Genomic DNA, 17,025 nt, shown 5'->3' with positions numbered 1-17,025 from the left:
ATTGATTAATTTATAATTTGGTCTATAGGAGAGTGTCTGGAGAGGTTAGTGATAGTCTTAACCTAGACGGGTGACGCGGGGATATAAAAAGGGATAATACCCGATTTTTTGATTGATAATACATTGCTCATACTTGGTTTGGTCTGGTTTGGTTTTGACCGGTATAACAAAAGTAGAAATTTATCTCAGTTTTCAAACATTTTTTATATTTAATTATCCCAACATCTCCGTTACGAGATAAAAACAAACACACAAACACCTTAAAATCAATAAATTAAATCAAAAAAAATAACTTAAAAATATTAATTGGTTTGGTTTGGTATGGATTGTGTTTTTTTCAAAAATATCAGTTAGTTTTGCAAAGCAACAAAAACCATATGCCTCGGAATTCAAAACCAAAAATTGAAAAGAAAACTATAGTAACGGATTCCTCTCCGGTCTCTACACATAGGATGAAGTATTTGCAGTTAGCAGAATATATTAACCATCTCATTGAAATCGACGAGCTCAAAATTAATGACAGACTCCCCTCTTTAAACCAATTAATTGAAAAATTAAAGATCAGTAAGGAAACGGCCTTAAAAGGTCTTAGTTATTTATCTGAGAAAGGGATCATTGAATCTGAATATCGAAAAGGTTATTATGTAAAGAAAAAGGCCCAATATCAGCCGTATCGAATCTGTCTGATTCTTGATAAAATGAACGTCTTAAGAGATCAGGTGTACCAGTCTTTTTTAGAAACGGTAAAAGGTCAGGCAGAAGTAGATGTATATTTTCACCATCATAATTTTAAAGTATTCGAAAAACTTATTGATGAAAATTTACCCAATTACACGCATTTTGTAATTACCACGTTCTTACTTGGCAACACGACTGAAGTGCTCAACCGCATTCCCCCACAAAAGAGAATCATACTGGATTACAAAGAAAAAAATCTAAGTGGGGATTATACCTGCATTTATCAGGACTATAAAACAGATATCCAGGAATCGCTTACTGAATTGCTTCCTCAACTGCAGAAATACTCCAGACTAGTACTGATTGCACCCCTGGAGGCATTTCATGCCAAAGAAGTGATAGCTGGGTTTGAGATTTTTTGTAAACAGAATCGTAAAAAACATATCATTTACAACACCGTAGATGAAACACACTGTAAAAGTGGCGATGCCTACATCACATTCAGCAGATATGACCAGGATGATGTTTCTATTATTAAGATAGCCCGTAAAAATGGATGGACACTGGGAAAGGACATCGGTCTGCTTTCTTACAACGATACTGCAGTAAAAGAAATATTAGAAAACGGGATTACTGTAATCAGTACGGATTTTAACAAAATGGGGGAAGAGGCGGCTAAGGCTATTCTTACAAAAACGACTGTTACCATGCGGGATCCGGCGAAAGTGATCTTGAGGAATTCGCTTTAATCGTCAAAATATACCTTCTACTCTAAGGCTGGCATCTTTTGCCCGCTTCGCTAAGAAGGCAAAAGCGCCTGAGGCCTTTTCGTAGAAGGTATATTTTGTTTCAAATACTACACGTTTGAAATCCTACATGTTTGAAATCCTACATGTTTGAAATCCTACATAAAAAAAGCATGATGCCTATTGACATCATGCTTTTTTGTATTTAAGACAAGCTCCTAATTGTCTGAGATAATTCTATCTTTTGAGATAATTCTATTTTTGAGATAAAAATATACCTTCTCAGAGAAGACCTAGCGTTATTTCGTCCCTTCTTCAGGGGCGAAATCATGCCGGCTTCGAAGAGAACGGTTTGTTTTTTCCTTTTCCTTTTCCTTTAGCTCAGAGCAGCCAGACTTTCTTCAATAATCTTTATTTTCCCTTCAGCATCAGCCTGCTTATTACGTTCATTCTGTATGATTTCAGGTTTTGCATTTTGCACAAAGCGCTCATTACCTAACTTCGCATTAACGGACTTCAAAAAGCCATTAAGATAATCAAGCTCAGTATTTAAACGTTCTCTTTCTGCATCAATATCGACATCTTCATTCAGGTGAATAAAGAACTCATCATTCCCTACCATGAAGCTTACAGCACCAGCGATTTTGTCATTTACGAGCTCAACCTGACTGATGTTAGCCAATTTAAAAACGATATTCAACCATTTTTCGTAGTCAATTGCTGAGTTAACTTTAATGGCTAAAGGCAATGCTTCTTTAGGCGAAATCTGTTTGGTATTCCTTACATTCCTGATTTCGGCAACCAAAGTTTTAATCACTTCTACATCTTTCAGTAAAGCAGCATCGGCACTTCCAACTACAGGATAGCTCGCTACAATACAGCAATCCATTTCACCTTTTTCACCGAACAGTTCATCATGCCATAATTCCTCAGTAAGGAAAGGCATAAATGGATGCAGCAATGTCAATATTTTCTCAAAGAAACCAGCAGTTGCTTTTAACGTCTCGGCATCAACAGGTTGCTGATAAGCAGGTTTAACCATTTCCAGGTACCAGGCACAGAAATCATCCCATACCAGTTTATAAGTCGCCATTAAGGCTTCAGATAAGCGGTATTGTTTAAAGTTATCTTCTATCTCAGCAAGGGCTTCGTTAAAACGATTTTCAAACCATAATATGGCTTGCTGATTTGGATTTTCAAGATTTGCATCAACCTCCCAGCCTTTTACCAAACGGAATGCATTCCAGATTTTATTGGCAAAATTACGGCCCTGCTCACAATAGCTTTCATCAAACATCAAGTCGTTTCCTGCAGGAGAACACAACAGCATACCTACCCTAACGCCATCAGCACCATATTTTTCAATCAGTCCGATTGGGTCAGGAGAGTTACCTAATGATTTAGACATTTTACGGCCCAGCTTATCCCTAACAATACCGGTTAGATATACATTAGTGAAAGGCTTCTGACCTCTGAATTCATGTCCAGCCATGATCATCCTGGCTACCCAGAAGAAAAGAATCTCAGGTGCAGTAACCAAATCATTGGTTGGATAGTAATAATTGATATCAGCGTTATCAGGATTTTTAAATCCATCAAATACCGAGATTGGCCATAACCATGAAGAGAACCAGGTGTCCATTACATCAGGATCCTGTTTTACAAATGGAGAAAGCTGGCTTTTGCAACCTGCAGCTTCTTCAGCAGTAAAGTTTCCATCAGGATCTTTAAGCTTTAAAAACTCATCCAGTGCTTCTTCTTTAGTTTTGGCAACTACCCAGTTTCCCTGATTATCATACCAGGCCGGGATTTGTTGTCCCCACCAAAGCTGGCGACTGATATTCCAATCGCGTACATTCTCCATCCAGTGACGGTAAGTGTTTACGAACTTCTCAGGAATCAGTTTTACATCACCGTTTAAAACATCATCTAATGCAGGCTTAGCCATCTGATCCATTTTACAGAACCATTGCATAGATAGTTTAGGCTCGATAGCTGCATCTGTACGCTCAGAAAAACCTACTTGTGATTTATAATCTTCAACTTTCTCTAAATGACCAGCCTCGTCTAACATCTTAGCTATCTTTTTCCTGGCAATAAAGCGGTCTTCACCAACCAGGATTACAGCAAGCTCGTTTAGCGTACCATCATCATTTAAAATATCTATTACAGGCAATTTATGTTTAACACCTAATTCATAATCGTTAAGATCATGAGCCGGTGTAACCTTTAAACATCCTGTACCAAAATCCATCGTTACATATTCATCCTCAATCACCGGAATCTCACGGTTAATTAAAGGAATAAATACTTTTTTACCTTTCAGATGCGTGTAGCGTTCATCGTTCGGGTTGATACAGATTGCTGCATCAGCCATAATCGTTTCCGGACGCGTAGTGGCGATAGTGATAAAATCATCTGAGCCTGAAATGGTATACTTAATGTAATACAGCTTCTGGTTTACTTCCTTACGGATTACTTCCTCATCAGAAACGGAAGTCTTACCTGCCGGATCCCAGTTTACCATACGGATACCTCTGTAGATCCATCCTTTTTTGTATAGGTGGATAAAGCTATCAATAACAGCATCAGACAAATCGTCTTCCATTGTAAAGCGCGTACGATCCCAGTCGCAGCTCGCACCCAGCTTTTTCAGCTGCTCAAGGATGATTCCACCATACTTTTCTTTCCATTCCCAGGCATATTTCAAAAACTCTTCGCGGCTAATGTCCGCTTTGTTGATGCCTCTTTCTTTAAGCATGGCTACTACCTTCGCTTCTGTAGCAATAGAAGCATGGTCGGTACCCGGTACCCAGCATGCATTTTTACCCTGCATACGGGCTTTACGGATCAATACGTCCTGAATAGTGTTGTTAAGCATGTGTCCCATGTGCAAAACACCAGTGACATTTGGTGGAGGAATTACGATTGTGTAAGGCTCGCGCTCATCCGGTTCAGAATGAAAAAACTTCTTTGAAAGCCAGTAACTATACCATTTATCTTCCGTCTCCGCCGGATCGTATTTTGTAGAAATGCTCATTATTTTGAAAGTATCAGATTTTTGAAGGGGTAAAATTAAGGAAAAAAATACAGATGCTGTTCGCTTCCTCAAATCTTTTGCTGAAGGGCAAAATCTTTGCATGTCAGCTCGCAGCACTGAATTTTTTTAGAAAAGAAAAGCAAGCACAGAAGAGGGCAAAATCTTTGCATATCAGCTCACAGCACTGATTTTTTTTTAGAAAAAAAACAAGCACGGATGTATCAGAACCACTATCCCCCGTTATTGAGCAGAAAAATTACCTTCTCTGAAAACGCATTGGAAAATTTTTCCTTCTTCAGGAAAAAGGTTCCCGCGGTTGAAGAGAATGGTTATTTTTATTTTTTTAGGTGCCGACTAAGGGATTGTGTATTTTCAGGGGACCTATGGTTAAACCAATGAAAATATGAACCATTCAGATGAAAATGATAATTATGCTGAACTTGCAGCCAAGTGGGTCGACAGAAGTATAAGCAAGGAACAACGGAACAAATTTAATACCTGGTATGACAATGGGCAGGATCAGCCCCTGGTGATACCCGCTGCTTTTGTAACCGATGCAGCAACCCACAAGACACGCATTTATCAAAAAGTACTTGATGGTATGGAAGAGGAACAGCGCCCTGCGCCGACAAAACTTTGGAGCAGGATCTTTATGGCCGCATCCATATGTATTTTCTTTTCAGCAGCACTGTATTTTTATACGCAGAGGCCTCAGCAATTTAACCTCGACGAGCTGGCCAAAGAATATGGTCCCGGTAGTCAGGTTGCGATTTTAACACATCCGGATGGCAGACAAACCCTGTTGGAAGGTTCAACTTTTAATACATCATCCGAAGCCGGACGTTTCAACCCAGCAACCGGCAATGGCTTAGCCCGTATTACAACACCTAGAGGTTCACGTTACCAGATATTGCTGGAAGACGGGACTAAAGTCTGGCTGGGAGCCGCCAGTTCCATCTCTTATCCTGTTAGATTCAATGGCACTGACAGAACCATCAGGCTCTCCGGAGAAGCTTATTTTGAAGTTGCACACCAGCCTCAAAAGCCTTTTCATGTTGAAATCACCTCCTGGAAACGTCAGCTCGACATCACCGTCATCGGAACTAAATTTAATGTGAGCGCTTACCCCGAAGATCCGGAAGTACAGACACGTGTATTTGAAGGTTCAGTAAGACTGAGTTCAGGCAATCATACTACAGTTTTAACAAAAGGGGAAAAAGTGATTTTTGAAGATGGGATATTGCTGCCTAAAGAGGAAAACACTGATGAAGAATGGATGCAGGCCGGAACATTGCATTTTGACAACGTTGATATAAAACAACTGATGCGCGTGCTTGCAAGAGAATACAATGTAAAACTGGTATATCATGGAAGAGCAAATAGAATGCATGTGTCAGGTGCAATCAGTCGCAAAAAAGAACTAAAAACTGTCCTGAATCTTATTGAACTGGCAACCGCTTATCGGTTTTTGCTTGAAGATGGACGTGTAACAGCTTTTGAACCCAATACAATCCGCTACTGATATGGGACCATACAAAAATTTCACGGATGTTGAATTGGTAGCTACATTAAAAACTGATGATAAAACTGCATTTGCAGAAATCTACGACCGTTACTGGGATAAACTCTTTAGTATTGCCGGACATAAGCTGGATCAATTGGAAGATGCAGAGGAAGTGGTCCAGAATATATTTATCTCTTTATGGAACCGACGTGCGACTTTAAATATCACCAGTACATTGAATAGCTACCTTGCCGTATCGGTCAAATACAGGGTAATAAAAGTGCTGGAAAAACAATATCATCAAAGAAAATATGCAGACAGTTTAGGAAAGCAACAGGGACTTGACGATTCTACCCAGGAATGGCTCGAGTTTACGGAACTTAAAGCACAACTGGAACGATTGGTAAGAGAGCTTCCTGATAAATGCCAGCTGGTTTACCGGATGAGCAGGGAAGATGGATTTAGTCAGAAAGAAATTGCAGGAAAACTGGACATTTCTGAAAAAACAGTGGAAGCCCATCTGGGTAAGGCCATAAAAACCATCCGTGCGGGATTAAACACTTTTATCTCCATGCTTTTATAACATCAAGGTTCTACAACAAATAGACATCGATTGCCAGCGCAAAAAAAGTTCGTAAGTAAATAAAGGGGCAGTGCAAAAAGCACTGCCCCTTTATTCCTTCGAGTCATCTGTATTTTTACCCTTTATTTCTTAAGGTTCTGATTAAAGTAATCCGTTACTTTTTGGTATAAATGAATGCGATCTTTACCCGATACATTGTGTTCATGACCAGGATAGATCATATAATCCACCTGTACACCTTTATCAACAGCCTTTTTAACAAAATCAACAGAATGTTGTTGTAGCACTACCGGATCTTGCTGACCGTGGATCAATAATAGTTTACCTTTCAGCTGATCCACTTTGTTGCTCAGATAAGTAGCGGCATAACCTTCAGGGTTTTCCTGAGGCGTATCCATATAGCGTTCAGTGTACATGATTTCGTAAAACTGCCAGTTAATTACGGGTCCGCCTGCTGCTGCAGCTTTAAACACCCCTGGATGTGTTAACATAAAATCAGTGGTAGCGAAACCACCAAAACTCCAGCCAAACAAGCCCATGTTAGAAGCATCTACGTAAGGCTGACTTTTCAGATAATCTACAGCACTCATCATGTCTTCCATTTGTACATCACCTGCACGACGGAACATAGATTGTTCGAAAGCTTTACCTCTGTTATCGCTACCTCGTACGTCGATGGTAAGTACTACATAACCATTTTGAGCCATATATCTCGCCCAGTAATCGCCAGATCCACCGTTCCAGCCATTTGTAATTAACTGTGCGTGCGGACCACCATACCAATAAACAACTACAGGGTACTTTTTAGTTGCATCGTGGTTTACAGGCTTATACAAGTTCATGTACAAGTCATCACCCGATTTACTCTTAATGGTAAATATTGATGAGTTTGCAGTTGCATATGCAGCCAAAGGATTGGCAGCTTTCAATAATATTTTAGCTTTTGATGTCGCTGTTTCAACCAACTGAATTACTCTTGGCTCATCAGGCGTGCTATAGCTATCAATTACGATATTACCTGAGGTGCTGATCTGTGCGTTGTGTACTGCAAATCCTTGAGTAATTCTTTTGCTCTTACCGGATTTTACATTCAGCACATATAAATTTCTTGTTATCGGCGATTCTTCAGTAGAAACGTAAAACAACTGATCTCCCTTAGGGTCAAAACCTTTTACGTCCAACACTTCCCATGGACCTTTAGTTAATTGCTTTAACAATTTTCCTGTTGAGCTATACAGATACAAATGATTCCATCCGTCTCTGTTGCTTTGCCAGATAAATTTCGAAGGATCATTTTTTAAGAACAGCATTGGCACTAAAGGCTCCACGTATTTCTCGTCTTTCTCTTCAAACAAAGTTTTCACAAAATTACCTGTTACTGCATCATATTGATTCAGTTTCATGTGGTTTTGTCCACGGTTCAATACCGCAATATAAACGTATTTATCATCCGGGCTCCAGGCGATATTGGTTAAATATTGCTCAACAGGCTCGCCTGTTTTTAAGTAAACTACAGCCTTTGTTTCTGCATTGTATACCCCCAGGGTTACCTGGTGACTTTTATCTCCGGCCATTGGATATTTGATATTTACATTTTGGGCAGGTCTGGTCGTCCAATCGATAATTGGGTAATCAGTTACCATGCTTTGATCCATTCTGTAAAATGCCAGTAATTTACCGTTGTTGCTCCAGAAAGTTCCTTTGCTGATCCCGAATTCTTCTCTGTGTACCGATGATGCATATACAATATCCTTGCTACCATCAGTGGTTACTTGTTTTTGATCTGCACCCTTAGCGACAAATAAATTGAAATTATCTAAGTAAGCAATATAACCTGCTTTACTTTCTTCAACGTTTCCTTTAGTCATTATCGACTGGTCGACAATTACATTCACTGTATTATTAACCGGATTAAGTGCAACCTTGCTACCATTAAGGTATAAAATCCAGTCTGCACTCTTGTTAAACTGAATCATTGGCATCGCTTTCAAAGTATCCTTTTTTGCGGCGCTTAATTTTTGGTTTAATTGAGTTAAAGTAAGGAAAGTCTGGTCCTCTTTTGTTTTGGCACCGCCTTTAAGCCATACTACCGCATTGCCAGTCCGTTTGGCATATACGTAATCTTCAGTTCCATAAATAAATTGAATTTGAGATAGGTTTTCGGGAGCAAGCATTGTACGCGCATTGCTCATCGCATCCTGCATGGTTAACTGCTTATTTTGGGCAAAACCAAAAAAAGTAATTGCTACCAGGTGGATCAGCAGAATCAGTTTCTTCATTCGTATATAAAAATTAGTTTGGGCAAACTTATATAAAATGTCTCAAATAACACGCTTTCTTCCTGTACCTTTGTCGTGATAAAACCAACTTTAATAGATGAAAAACATCCTTATAGGCCTGCTATTTGCCATGTTGTGGGCTTCCGCTTCGGTTGCCACCAAATTCGGCATCCTATCAGCTCCGCCTTTAATACTCGGGAACCTTCGCTTTTTCATTGCAGGAGTTGTTTTGCTGGGCTATTGTTACTTCATCAGCAGAGATAAACAATACCGCTGGCCTACCGCTTCCGAATGGAAACAACTGGCCATTTTTGGCTTTCTAAATACAACTGTATACCTGGGGATGTATGTAATTGCCATGAAACACACTGCCGCCGGCATAGGTAGTTTGGCCACCTCTACCAACCCACTACTTATTGTATTATTATCATCCTGGATCATGGGGCGCAAAGCCGCTAAAAGTGAAATCATCAGCATCATCATTGGTATGTCGGGTATTGCTCTGGCCACTTATCCATTGTTAAAAAGTAGCGACACTACCCTATCCGGGGTAACGATCCTGATGTTAAGCATGGTGGCGGTTTCCTTTGCCAGCGTTTATTATGCACAAATCAAATGGACATTGCCCAATCTATTAATCAATGGCTGGCAGGTTACCCTTGGCGGATTGTTTCTGATCCCTTTCACCCTTGTAATGAGTGATTTTTCGGCGGTACAGTGGGATAGCCGACTTATTTATTCGGTACTATGGCTCAGTCTTGCTGTGTCTGTTGTCGGCCTAATCTGCTGGTTCTACCTATTAAAAATCGACACTGTTAAAGCCTCTTTATGGCTTTTCCTTTGCCCTCTTTTCGGCTTCTTTTATGCCTGGTGGTTATTGGATGAACCCATTACCATGTACACCGTTGCCGGGACATTCCTGGTAGTAACAGGACTATACATCGGACAACGCAAAAGGCTAAAGTCATAACATAAATTTTACATCTCACACAATATTTTCTGTTAAAATATGTTAAATAGAGTATAAAATGTGATAGAGATGAGAACGATAAATGTATTTTCTTTAACGGGCACGATCTTAAGAAGATTGGGCTTAACCAAAATCTATTATTGGTTTAATAAATAAGTATCATTACTGGTATTTTGCCTGTACTTTCTTAGAAAGTTTACTTAGAACCAATAATCTAGATTCAGCAATACGCCTTTGCAGTTCTGCGGCTGGCATTACATCCAGACCTTCCAGTTCAATCCATTGTCTGCGGGCAAAATGAGGAGCCTGTTTGATGCCATGTCTTGCGGCAAGTTCATCAAATTCTTCCTGATCGCATTTCAAACAGAGATGTCCATCTTCCAATGAGGCCAACACAAAAATCTTTTCCTCAATCATAAAGCAGAGATGCTCCCATTTCATTCCTTCAGTTGTTCCATTTAAAGTCAGGCAATAGTCTCTAAGCGATTCAATATCCATAGCAGATCATTAATAATGACCTAAAGTTAAAAACTATTTTCTCTAAGTTTGCAGAGATGAATAAAATCACCTTAACGGCCGACGGCTCGAACACTTTATATAACGAAAGTATTGGCGAACATTACCACTCCAAACATGGCGCCTTACAAGAAAGCAGGCATGTATTTATTGATGCGGGACTAAAACATGCGATCAATACATTTCCTAATCAGGAAATAAGCATACTTGAGGTAGGTTTCGGCACGGGTCTTAACTTTTTAATGAGTATAGCCTATTGCCAGGAGCATCAAATAAAACTTAATTATACCTCATTAGAAGCTTATCCTTTACAACTTGAAGAGTTGGAATCAACGGGCTACAACAATTATGTGCCTGAAGAAATATGGACGGGCATGGTTAACAATTACGGTAAGGCTTTACAACAAACCGTGAACATTCTTCCTGAGCAGCAACTAAGGATTGTACATACCCAATTGCATAGATACGAAACCGAACAACGTTTTGATGTAATTTATTACGATGCGTTCTCCGTACAACATCAACCGGAGATGTGGACCGATGAAATCATTGCTCATGTTTGTCAGTTTCTTAAACCGGGCGGCATTTTTGTTACCTATGCCATCACTGGCAAACTGAAGCGTGCCTTAAAAAGCGTAGGATTTAGCATAGAAAAACTTCCAGGAGCTCCCGGAAAAAGGGAAATGCTAAGAGGCACAAAAGGCTAAGTCCCTAGTAGTTTGGCAGAGTATTATATTTTGGGTAATTTACGTTATCATTAACCTGTTATAGATGAAAGACATCTCTTTACCTTTTTACACCAGATTAGCGATGGTGTTGTTCTCGATCATCAGTCTGGGCTATCTCGCTATTTTAGGTCAAACCATTCTAGCTCCTCTCCTTACTTCCTTTTTGCTGGCCTTATTGCTATTGCCCATGTCCAGTCATATGGAACAAAAATGGGGGTTTAAAAGAAGTATCGCATCTATAGTTTCTGTAATCATTATGATCGCCGTCATTTCGGCGATACTCTTCTTTCTGGCCAATCAGCTTACAGATCTGTGGAAGGACTGGCCCTTACTAAAACACCAGGCTGAAATTTCCTTCCACGATATCCAGGACTGGATTTCCAGGACCTTCAACGTAAATACGCAACGACAAATAGCCTATCTGAAAGACAGTGCCAGTGCAGCTGTCGCTACCAGCGCATCTGTATTGGGCGCAACATTACTAACCCTTTCTTCTACTGTCCTGTTCCTTTCTTTCCTGCTTTTATTTACCTTTTTTATCCTCAATTACCGCAGTGTGCTTTTCAGATTCCTGACCTCTGTATTTGAAGAAAAACATGTCCAAAAGGTAAGTGACATTGTAAGACAGGTTCAATACATTATAAAAAAATACATTACCGGCTTATTTTTACAGATGTTCATCGTTACCGTTTTAATGATATTCACTTTATGGTTATTGAATATAAAATATGCCGTTTTATTGGGTCTGATCTCAGGGATATTTAATATTGTTCCCTACTTAGGCATCTTTACCGCATTGCTGATCAGTGTACTCATCACTTTTGCTACTGCAGGTGGTGCCAAAGTATTACTGGTTGTAATTGCTTTTGTAAGTATTCATGCGCTTGACGGCAATGTACTTCTTCCGTTGGTTGTGGGTTCAAAAGTAAAAATCAATGCGCTATTTGCCTTTATTGGCATTGTAGTAGGTGAAATGATGTGGGGTATATCAGGTATGTTCTTATGTATTCCTTATCTGGCGATGCTTAAGATTATATTCGATAAGGTAGACCAGTTAAAACCATGGGGAATACTGTTGGGTGGCGAAGAGAAACCTCCCAAGAAAAGAAGGGTATACCGCATTACCAAGAAGATCAAACTGGAAGAGCAGGAATAACAATTGTTCTTTTTTTAACCACAATGATGGTTACCTTTAACATCGTAAAATAAAACTCACAATGCCCAATAATATACCTCCTGTTACCGCTGCTGAGCCAGCATCAGCCTTTCTACGTCTATTAACTGTTTTAGATACCCTGCGTACTCAATGCCCCTGGGATAAAAAACAAACAATGGAAACTTTAAGGCACCTGACCATTGAAGAAACTTACGAGTTGTCGGACGCTATTTTGGAAGGCGACCTGGAAGAGGTAAAAAAGGAACTGGGCGATGTAATGATGCACCTGGTGTTTTATGCACGGATTGCTTCGGAAACCAACGACTTCACCATTGTAGATGTCCTGAATAGTGTGTGCGACAAGCTCATCAGTCGCCACCCGCATATTTACGGAGATGTAGAGGTACAAGATGAACAGGATGTAAAACGCAACTGGGAAAAACTTAAACTTAAAGAAGGTAATAAATCGGTTTTAGCTGGTGTGCCTGTTGGCCTCCCGTCATTGGTAAAAGCCAGCCGTATTCAGGAAAAGGCCCGCGGTGTTGGTTTCGATTGGGAAGATAAGACTCAGGTTTGGGAAAAGGTTGAAGAAGAAATGCAGGAGTTTAAAAACGAGTTTAATGTGGTCGATAACGAAGCGATTGATATCGAAAAAGCGGAAGATGAATTTGGTGATTTACTATTCTCTTTGATCAATTATGCCCGTTTCATCAATATCAATCCGGAGAACGCATTGGAAAAAACCAATAAGAAATTCATTAAGCGTTTTCAATACCTGGAAAGCAAAGCCAAAGAAAATGGCAAAGAATTGCAGGATATGACGCTTGCAGAAATGGATGTATATTGGAACGAAGCGAAGAAACACTAACCGTGTTTCTTCTTCATTGTCATTTTAGCCTTCTGCCCTATTCCGTAATTATGAGTTTTTGAGTTGCTTTCCTTTTTTTCATGGTAAGCACCACCGCCCTTAGGGCCTTCAACAATCTCTTTTTTGGTTTTAATAGCAGCAGCTTTAGCGACTTTATCAATAACCAGATCCTCGGGTAAATCCATCACATCTATCTTTTTACCCATAGACTGCTCAATCTTCCTTACTTCGGCAAGCTCCAGATCAGTAGCAAAAGTGATCGCTACCAGCTCTTCATCACCTTCTTTAACAACCCTGCTTAAAAACGTTTCTTTCAATTCAGGAACTTCAAGATGGAACATGAAATGAATACCGGAAAGATCTATCCCTGCATTACCTTCATTAGCAACAATTAAAACTCTTGCTTCAGGGCTTTCCTTAAAGTCTTCAATATGATCAAATCCTTCTTCATCAAAAAACAAAGGATTTAATACCGCCACAGCTCCCGGCTTTGCAGCATGCAGGCTTTTACCCAGCTTTTGAGCTGTTAAACGAGTATTTACAAATACTACTACTTTATCAAATACCTCATCATCTCTCAATAAGAGATTCAACAGGTTAACTTTTGTTTTAAAATTAGGCACATGGTACAGCAATAATTCATGTGTCTCCGCCTGGCTATCGCCCAGATCTTCTACCTCGATTGTGGTAGGGAAGTTCATAAACTGGTCAATCATCAGATTCAGTTTATCATGAACCACAGTAGTAAATATCAGATGCTGCACTTTACCTGCACTTCTGGCAAGTTCGGCCACTGGCAGTTGCATACCTTGTTTTACAATTACTTCAGCATCATCAACAATAAAAGTTTGCAGTCTGTTTAAGTTTAAGCCCAGTTTAAGGTAAACTGCACGTGCACGTGTTGGCGTAGCTACAACGATATCAATCCCGTCTAAAAGAACCTGGATATCGTCATCCATACCTCCCGTACCATACAAACCTATAATACGCAGATTTCTGTTTTTACTTAGTAACATGAACTCGGCTATTACAGCCTCAACACGTTCCCCATCAGGAACCAGAATCAGCACCTTAGGAGCCTCATCTGTACTGTATTTAAGCTTCATTAAAACACCAAGCACATAAGTTGTGGTTTTACCGCAGCCTTCAGGACCAATAGCAATGATATCCTGACCACCTATAATGCGTGACATTGTTTTTGCCTGAATTTCCTTTGCAGAGATGTATCCCGCATCATTCATTGCGGCTATAAGCGGCTTGCTTAGTTTTAATTTATCTAACGACACAGTATCTTTATTAGTTAATGAATTCGCAAATTTACGGATTTTAACATGTACTATGGCTTTCTATCTGTAAAAGATGTAATTCTTTAAGGTTTTGTCGTAAGCCACCCCCAATATTGCCGTATTACCACCCCCGGATTTCAAACCGTTCGGCTTAATTTTGAATTGTAAGAACAGAAGTAAAAACGCTTGTTATTAACAACACAATCTATCGAAACAATACAAAACTTAAAATTCAAAATTATGACTACGCTTAATCCTTATTTGAACTTTCCGGGAACAACCGAAGAAGCTTTTAATTTGTATAAATCTATAATTGGTGGCGAGATCACAATGATCATGCGTTTCAGGGATATGCCCGATGATAAAACACCTGAAAATGAAAAAGACAAAATCTGTCACATTTCACTGAAATTCCCTAATGGCAACATCCTGATGGCTACTGACACGTTGGAATCATTGGGACAGAAAATAATATTGGGAAACAACTTCTACCTATCTCTTGGTGTAGAGAGTGAAGCCGAAGCTGACCGCATTTTTAAGGAACTATCTCCCGGCGGCAAAGTAGAGATGCCGATGGAAAAAATGTTTTGGGGAGACTATTTCGGCATTGTTCAGGATAAGTTCGGCACGCAGTGGATGATTACTTACACCTACCCACAAGCAAAATAACCAATGAATTGATCTGCACAGTTATGTACGCCTTACTACTGTGCAGATCTTCTTAGCTATATTACCCCATTTTTAATGGCAAAACTTACCAAAGCAATGGCATTTGCGGTATGGGTTTTATCATGCATATGCCTACGATGATTATTGATTGTATGCTCACTAATGAACAACTTATCGGCAATCATTTTACTGCTTAACCCTTCTGCCATCCACAACAGCACTTCCCTTTCACGCTTAGAAAACAACTTATCTTCCTCATTTAGGTAATACACCTTTTTATAGATGGACTCATGCTCACCTATTCCAATACCATCAACTTTATCAACCGTTTGTACTATAGAATTGTGGTTACCAAAATGATTGATGTTCATGATCATCCCCATACTAAAGAGCGGATTCCCCTCCTTATCTGATAAAAAACAATTCCTTTGAAGAAAGTCTTCATAAATACCTTCCCTGTTTTTCATCCTCTGCGTGTAAGAGAATACATAGTTTTTATGTTCTTCAGGATTGATTTTTTTTAAAATGTCTAATCTATCCGGAAAAATCTCTTTATTAAAAAGATTCAAATGATCAGGATCATAAATCTGAAGCGTATGATTGATCCCGTCTTTTAAAAAACATTCGGAACTATAGCCTGCAAAATTATCAGACATATTGATATACATCCCCGTCCGATAGTCCAGCAAGTAAATAAATGGAACATTATATCTAAAAAAAGAATAGGCGAAACCATTGGCTTTGATGAAATCATCAAATGCTGTAAGACTAAATTGGCTGGACTCATGAACACGCTGCCTTAAGTTCTCCAAATAGCCAAACCATGTTGGCCTACTTTTCGTTTTCATAGTACATTTTTATTTCAAGTGAATGACTAAATCTAAGGGACGATGTATAGTACTATACACTCAGGAAGCAAAAAAGTTTTGACCCACGAAAAATGACAACAAATTGCTATATACTAAAAGGTTAAAGAAGCTTAAATTTAGTTAAACTTTTCACACCATGAAACATTTCTTAAACCTAAAAGCTCCTGGAATTTCGATATTCTGGGGGACATTGCTCCTGTTAGCGCTATCCGCAACCGGAGCAAACGCGCAGTCTGAAACAGACAGTACAAATACCGTAATTGACACGCCAAGAATAGAAAAGGATCCGAGACCTTACAGAAAAAATCTGTTAAAAATCAACCTCGCTGCATTAACCATGGTAAAAAGCTATAATTTTAGTTATGAGCATTTACTTGGCCGAAAAGTCAGTTTTGTAGCAGGATACAATAAGATGTCGGAGAAAACGCTGTCGGATCTGCCAATTACAGATAAAGTATCCGACAAAATATTTGATGATGGTGACAGGGTAAAAGACGACCTCGACCGAATCAGGGTTTCCAATACAGCCTATACTGCTGAATTTCGTTTTTATGGAGGTCAGTTCTCCGGAGCCAGAGGTTTTTACCTTGCCTTATATGGTCGTTACGTAAATACTAAGATTAATTACGATTACGAATATGAGACCAATAGTGCAACCTATAACATTCCTTTAAAATCGGACTTAAAAGGGTATGCAGGCGGTATTCTATTGGGAACTCAATTCATCATTTCCAGGACTATAGCACTTGACATCTACGTTGGTGGTCATTATGGAACTATAAAAGGTGACGCTGATGGGCCGGTTGATTTAAGTTCAATGTCTCAACAGGACAAAATGAACTTAAAAGACGATCTGGAGGGTACAACTACAATACGGGATAAAAATTACGTAAATGCAGCAGTGACCAATTCGGGTGTAACAGCAAAAGTAAAAGGTCCACTGATTGGTTTAAGAGGAGGATTTAGTTTGGGAATTGCATTCTAATCGCTACTGAATCCCTTACCGGTTAACCAGTAAGGGATTTGAAGGTGCCCCCCCTGACTCGGCAGGGCATTCCTTTAAATGGACGTCAAATGGGGCATGTAATGATACAGGCAAAGCTTGACTGTATAGTTTGCAGTGGTGTGAGGCA

The 17,025-nt window shown here is 39.5% G+C and carries 14 protein-coding genes; 9 read left to right on the top strand and 5 right to left on the bottom strand.

Annotated elements, in window-relative coordinates; all coding sequences use genetic code 11:
* The first annotated feature begins 377 nt into the window (after window positions 1–377).
* Window positions 378–1,427, top strand: a complete 1,050-nt coding sequence (locus B9A18_RS00855) for a GntR family transcriptional regulator (RefSeq protein WP_084286776.1) — start codon at window positions 378–380, stop codon at window positions 1,425–1,427.
* Between the two features lie 373 nt (window positions 1,428–1,800).
* Here the strand turns inward: B9A18_RS00855 and B9A18_RS00850 are convergent, their stop codons facing one another.
* Window positions 1,801–4,464 carry a valine--tRNA ligase gene (locus B9A18_RS00850; protein ID WP_084286775.1) on the bottom strand — a complete coding sequence of 888 codons (2,664 nt, stop codon included), beginning with the start codon at window positions 4,462–4,464 and terminating at the stop codon, window positions 1,801–1,803.
* Window positions 4,465–4,867: 403 nt separating this feature from the next.
* Between B9A18_RS00850 and B9A18_RS00845 the strand changes: the two genes are divergently transcribed.
* Window positions 4,868–5,986 carry a FecR family protein gene (locus B9A18_RS00845; protein ID WP_084286774.1) on the top strand — a complete coding sequence of 373 codons (1,119 nt, stop codon included), beginning with the start codon at window positions 4,868–4,870 and terminating at the stop codon, window positions 5,984–5,986.
* A gap of 1 nt (window position 5,987) precedes the next feature.
* On the top strand, window positions 5,988–6,551 hold the full coding sequence (locus B9A18_RS00840; RefSeq protein ID WP_084286773.1) for an RNA polymerase sigma-70 factor: 564 nt from the start codon (window positions 5,988–5,990) through the stop codon (window positions 6,549–6,551).
* Between the two features lie 122 nt (window positions 6,552–6,673).
* On the opposite strand, the gene B9A18_RS00835 is transcribed toward B9A18_RS00840, so the two are convergent.
* Window positions 6,674–8,830 carry a S9 family peptidase gene (locus B9A18_RS00835; RefSeq protein ID WP_084286772.1) on the bottom strand — a complete coding sequence of 719 codons (2,157 nt, stop codon included), beginning with the start codon at window positions 8,828–8,830 and terminating at the stop codon, window positions 6,674–6,676.
* 97 nt (window positions 8,831–8,927) lie between these two features.
* Here B9A18_RS00835 and B9A18_RS00830 point away from each other — a divergent pair, with 97 nt between their 5' ends.
* Window positions 8,928–9,800, top strand: coding sequence for a DMT family transporter (locus tag B9A18_RS00830; RefSeq protein WP_084286771.1), 873 nt, complete (start codon window positions 8,928–8,930; stop codon window positions 9,798–9,800).
* Between the two features lie 162 nt (window positions 9,801–9,962).
* Here B9A18_RS00830 and B9A18_RS00825 read toward each other — a convergent pair whose 3' ends face one another.
* On the bottom strand, window positions 9,963–10,298 hold the full coding sequence (locus B9A18_RS00825; protein ID WP_084286770.1) for an MmcQ/YjbR family DNA-binding protein: 336 nt from the start codon (window positions 10,296–10,298) through the stop codon (window positions 9,963–9,965).
* Between the two features lie 56 nt (window positions 10,299–10,354).
* Between B9A18_RS00825 and mnmD the strand changes: the two genes are divergently transcribed.
* The 3 genes from mnmD to mazG all read left to right on the top strand — a co-directional run bounded on the left by mnmD (window position 10,355) and on the right by mazG (window position 13,068).
* Entirely contained in the window at window positions 10,355–11,023 is a 669-nt protein-coding gene (mnmD, locus tag B9A18_RS00820; protein ID WP_084286769.1) for a tRNA (5-methylaminomethyl-2-thiouridine)(34)-methyltransferase MnmC2, read from the top strand.
* 64 nt (window positions 11,024–11,087) lie between these two features.
* A complete protein-coding gene (locus tag B9A18_RS00815; RefSeq protein WP_084286768.1) occupies window positions 11,088–12,200 on the top strand; it encodes an AI-2E family transporter in 1,113 nt (370 codons plus the stop codon).
* Window positions 12,201–12,261: 61 nt separating this feature from the next.
* Window positions 12,262–13,068 (top strand): nucleoside triphosphate pyrophosphohydrolase, encoded by an 807-nt coding sequence (mazG, locus tag B9A18_RS00810; protein WP_084286767.1) that lies wholly within the window; start codon window positions 12,262–12,264, stop codon window positions 13,066–13,068.
* Here mazG and B9A18_RS00805 read toward each other — a convergent pair.
* On the bottom strand, window positions 13,065–14,354 hold the full coding sequence (locus B9A18_RS00805; protein WP_084286766.1) for a DEAD/DEAH box helicase: 1,290 nt from the start codon (window positions 14,352–14,354) through the stop codon (window positions 13,065–13,067). The genes mazG and B9A18_RS00805 overlap by 4 nt on opposite strands.
* 240 nt (window positions 14,355–14,594) lie before the next feature.
* On the opposite strand from B9A18_RS00805, the gene B9A18_RS00800 reads away from it, so the two are divergent.
* The gene (locus tag B9A18_RS00800; protein ID WP_084287414.1) at window positions 14,595–15,023 is read left to right on the top strand and encodes a VOC family protein; all 429 of its coding nucleotides are present in this window, start codon (window positions 14,595–14,597) and stop codon (window positions 15,021–15,023) included.
* A gap of 56 nt (window positions 15,024–15,079) precedes the next feature.
* Here the strand turns inward: B9A18_RS00800 and B9A18_RS00795 are convergent, their stop codons facing one another.
* Window positions 15,080–15,871 (bottom strand): response regulator transcription factor, encoded by a 792-nt coding sequence (locus B9A18_RS00795; RefSeq protein WP_084286765.1) that lies wholly within the window; start codon window positions 15,869–15,871, stop codon window positions 15,080–15,082.
* Window positions 15,872–16,028: 157 nt separating this feature from the next.
* Here B9A18_RS00795 and B9A18_RS00790 point away from each other — a divergent pair, with 157 nt between their 5' ends.
* Window positions 16,029–16,877: a DUF3575 domain-containing protein gene (locus tag B9A18_RS00790; protein WP_235005203.1), complete on the top strand. Its 849-nt coding sequence runs from the start codon at window positions 16,029–16,031 to the stop codon at window positions 16,875–16,877.
* Window positions 16,878–17,025: the final 148 nt, after the last annotated feature.

Origin of the sequence: Pedobacter nyackensis (assembly GCF_900176505.1) — a bacterium.
Taxonomy (GTDB): domain Bacteria; phylum Bacteroidota; class Bacteroidia; order Sphingobacteriales; family Sphingobacteriaceae; genus Pedobacter; species Pedobacter nyackensis.
This window is presented reverse-complemented; position numbering and strand designations above follow the sequence as displayed.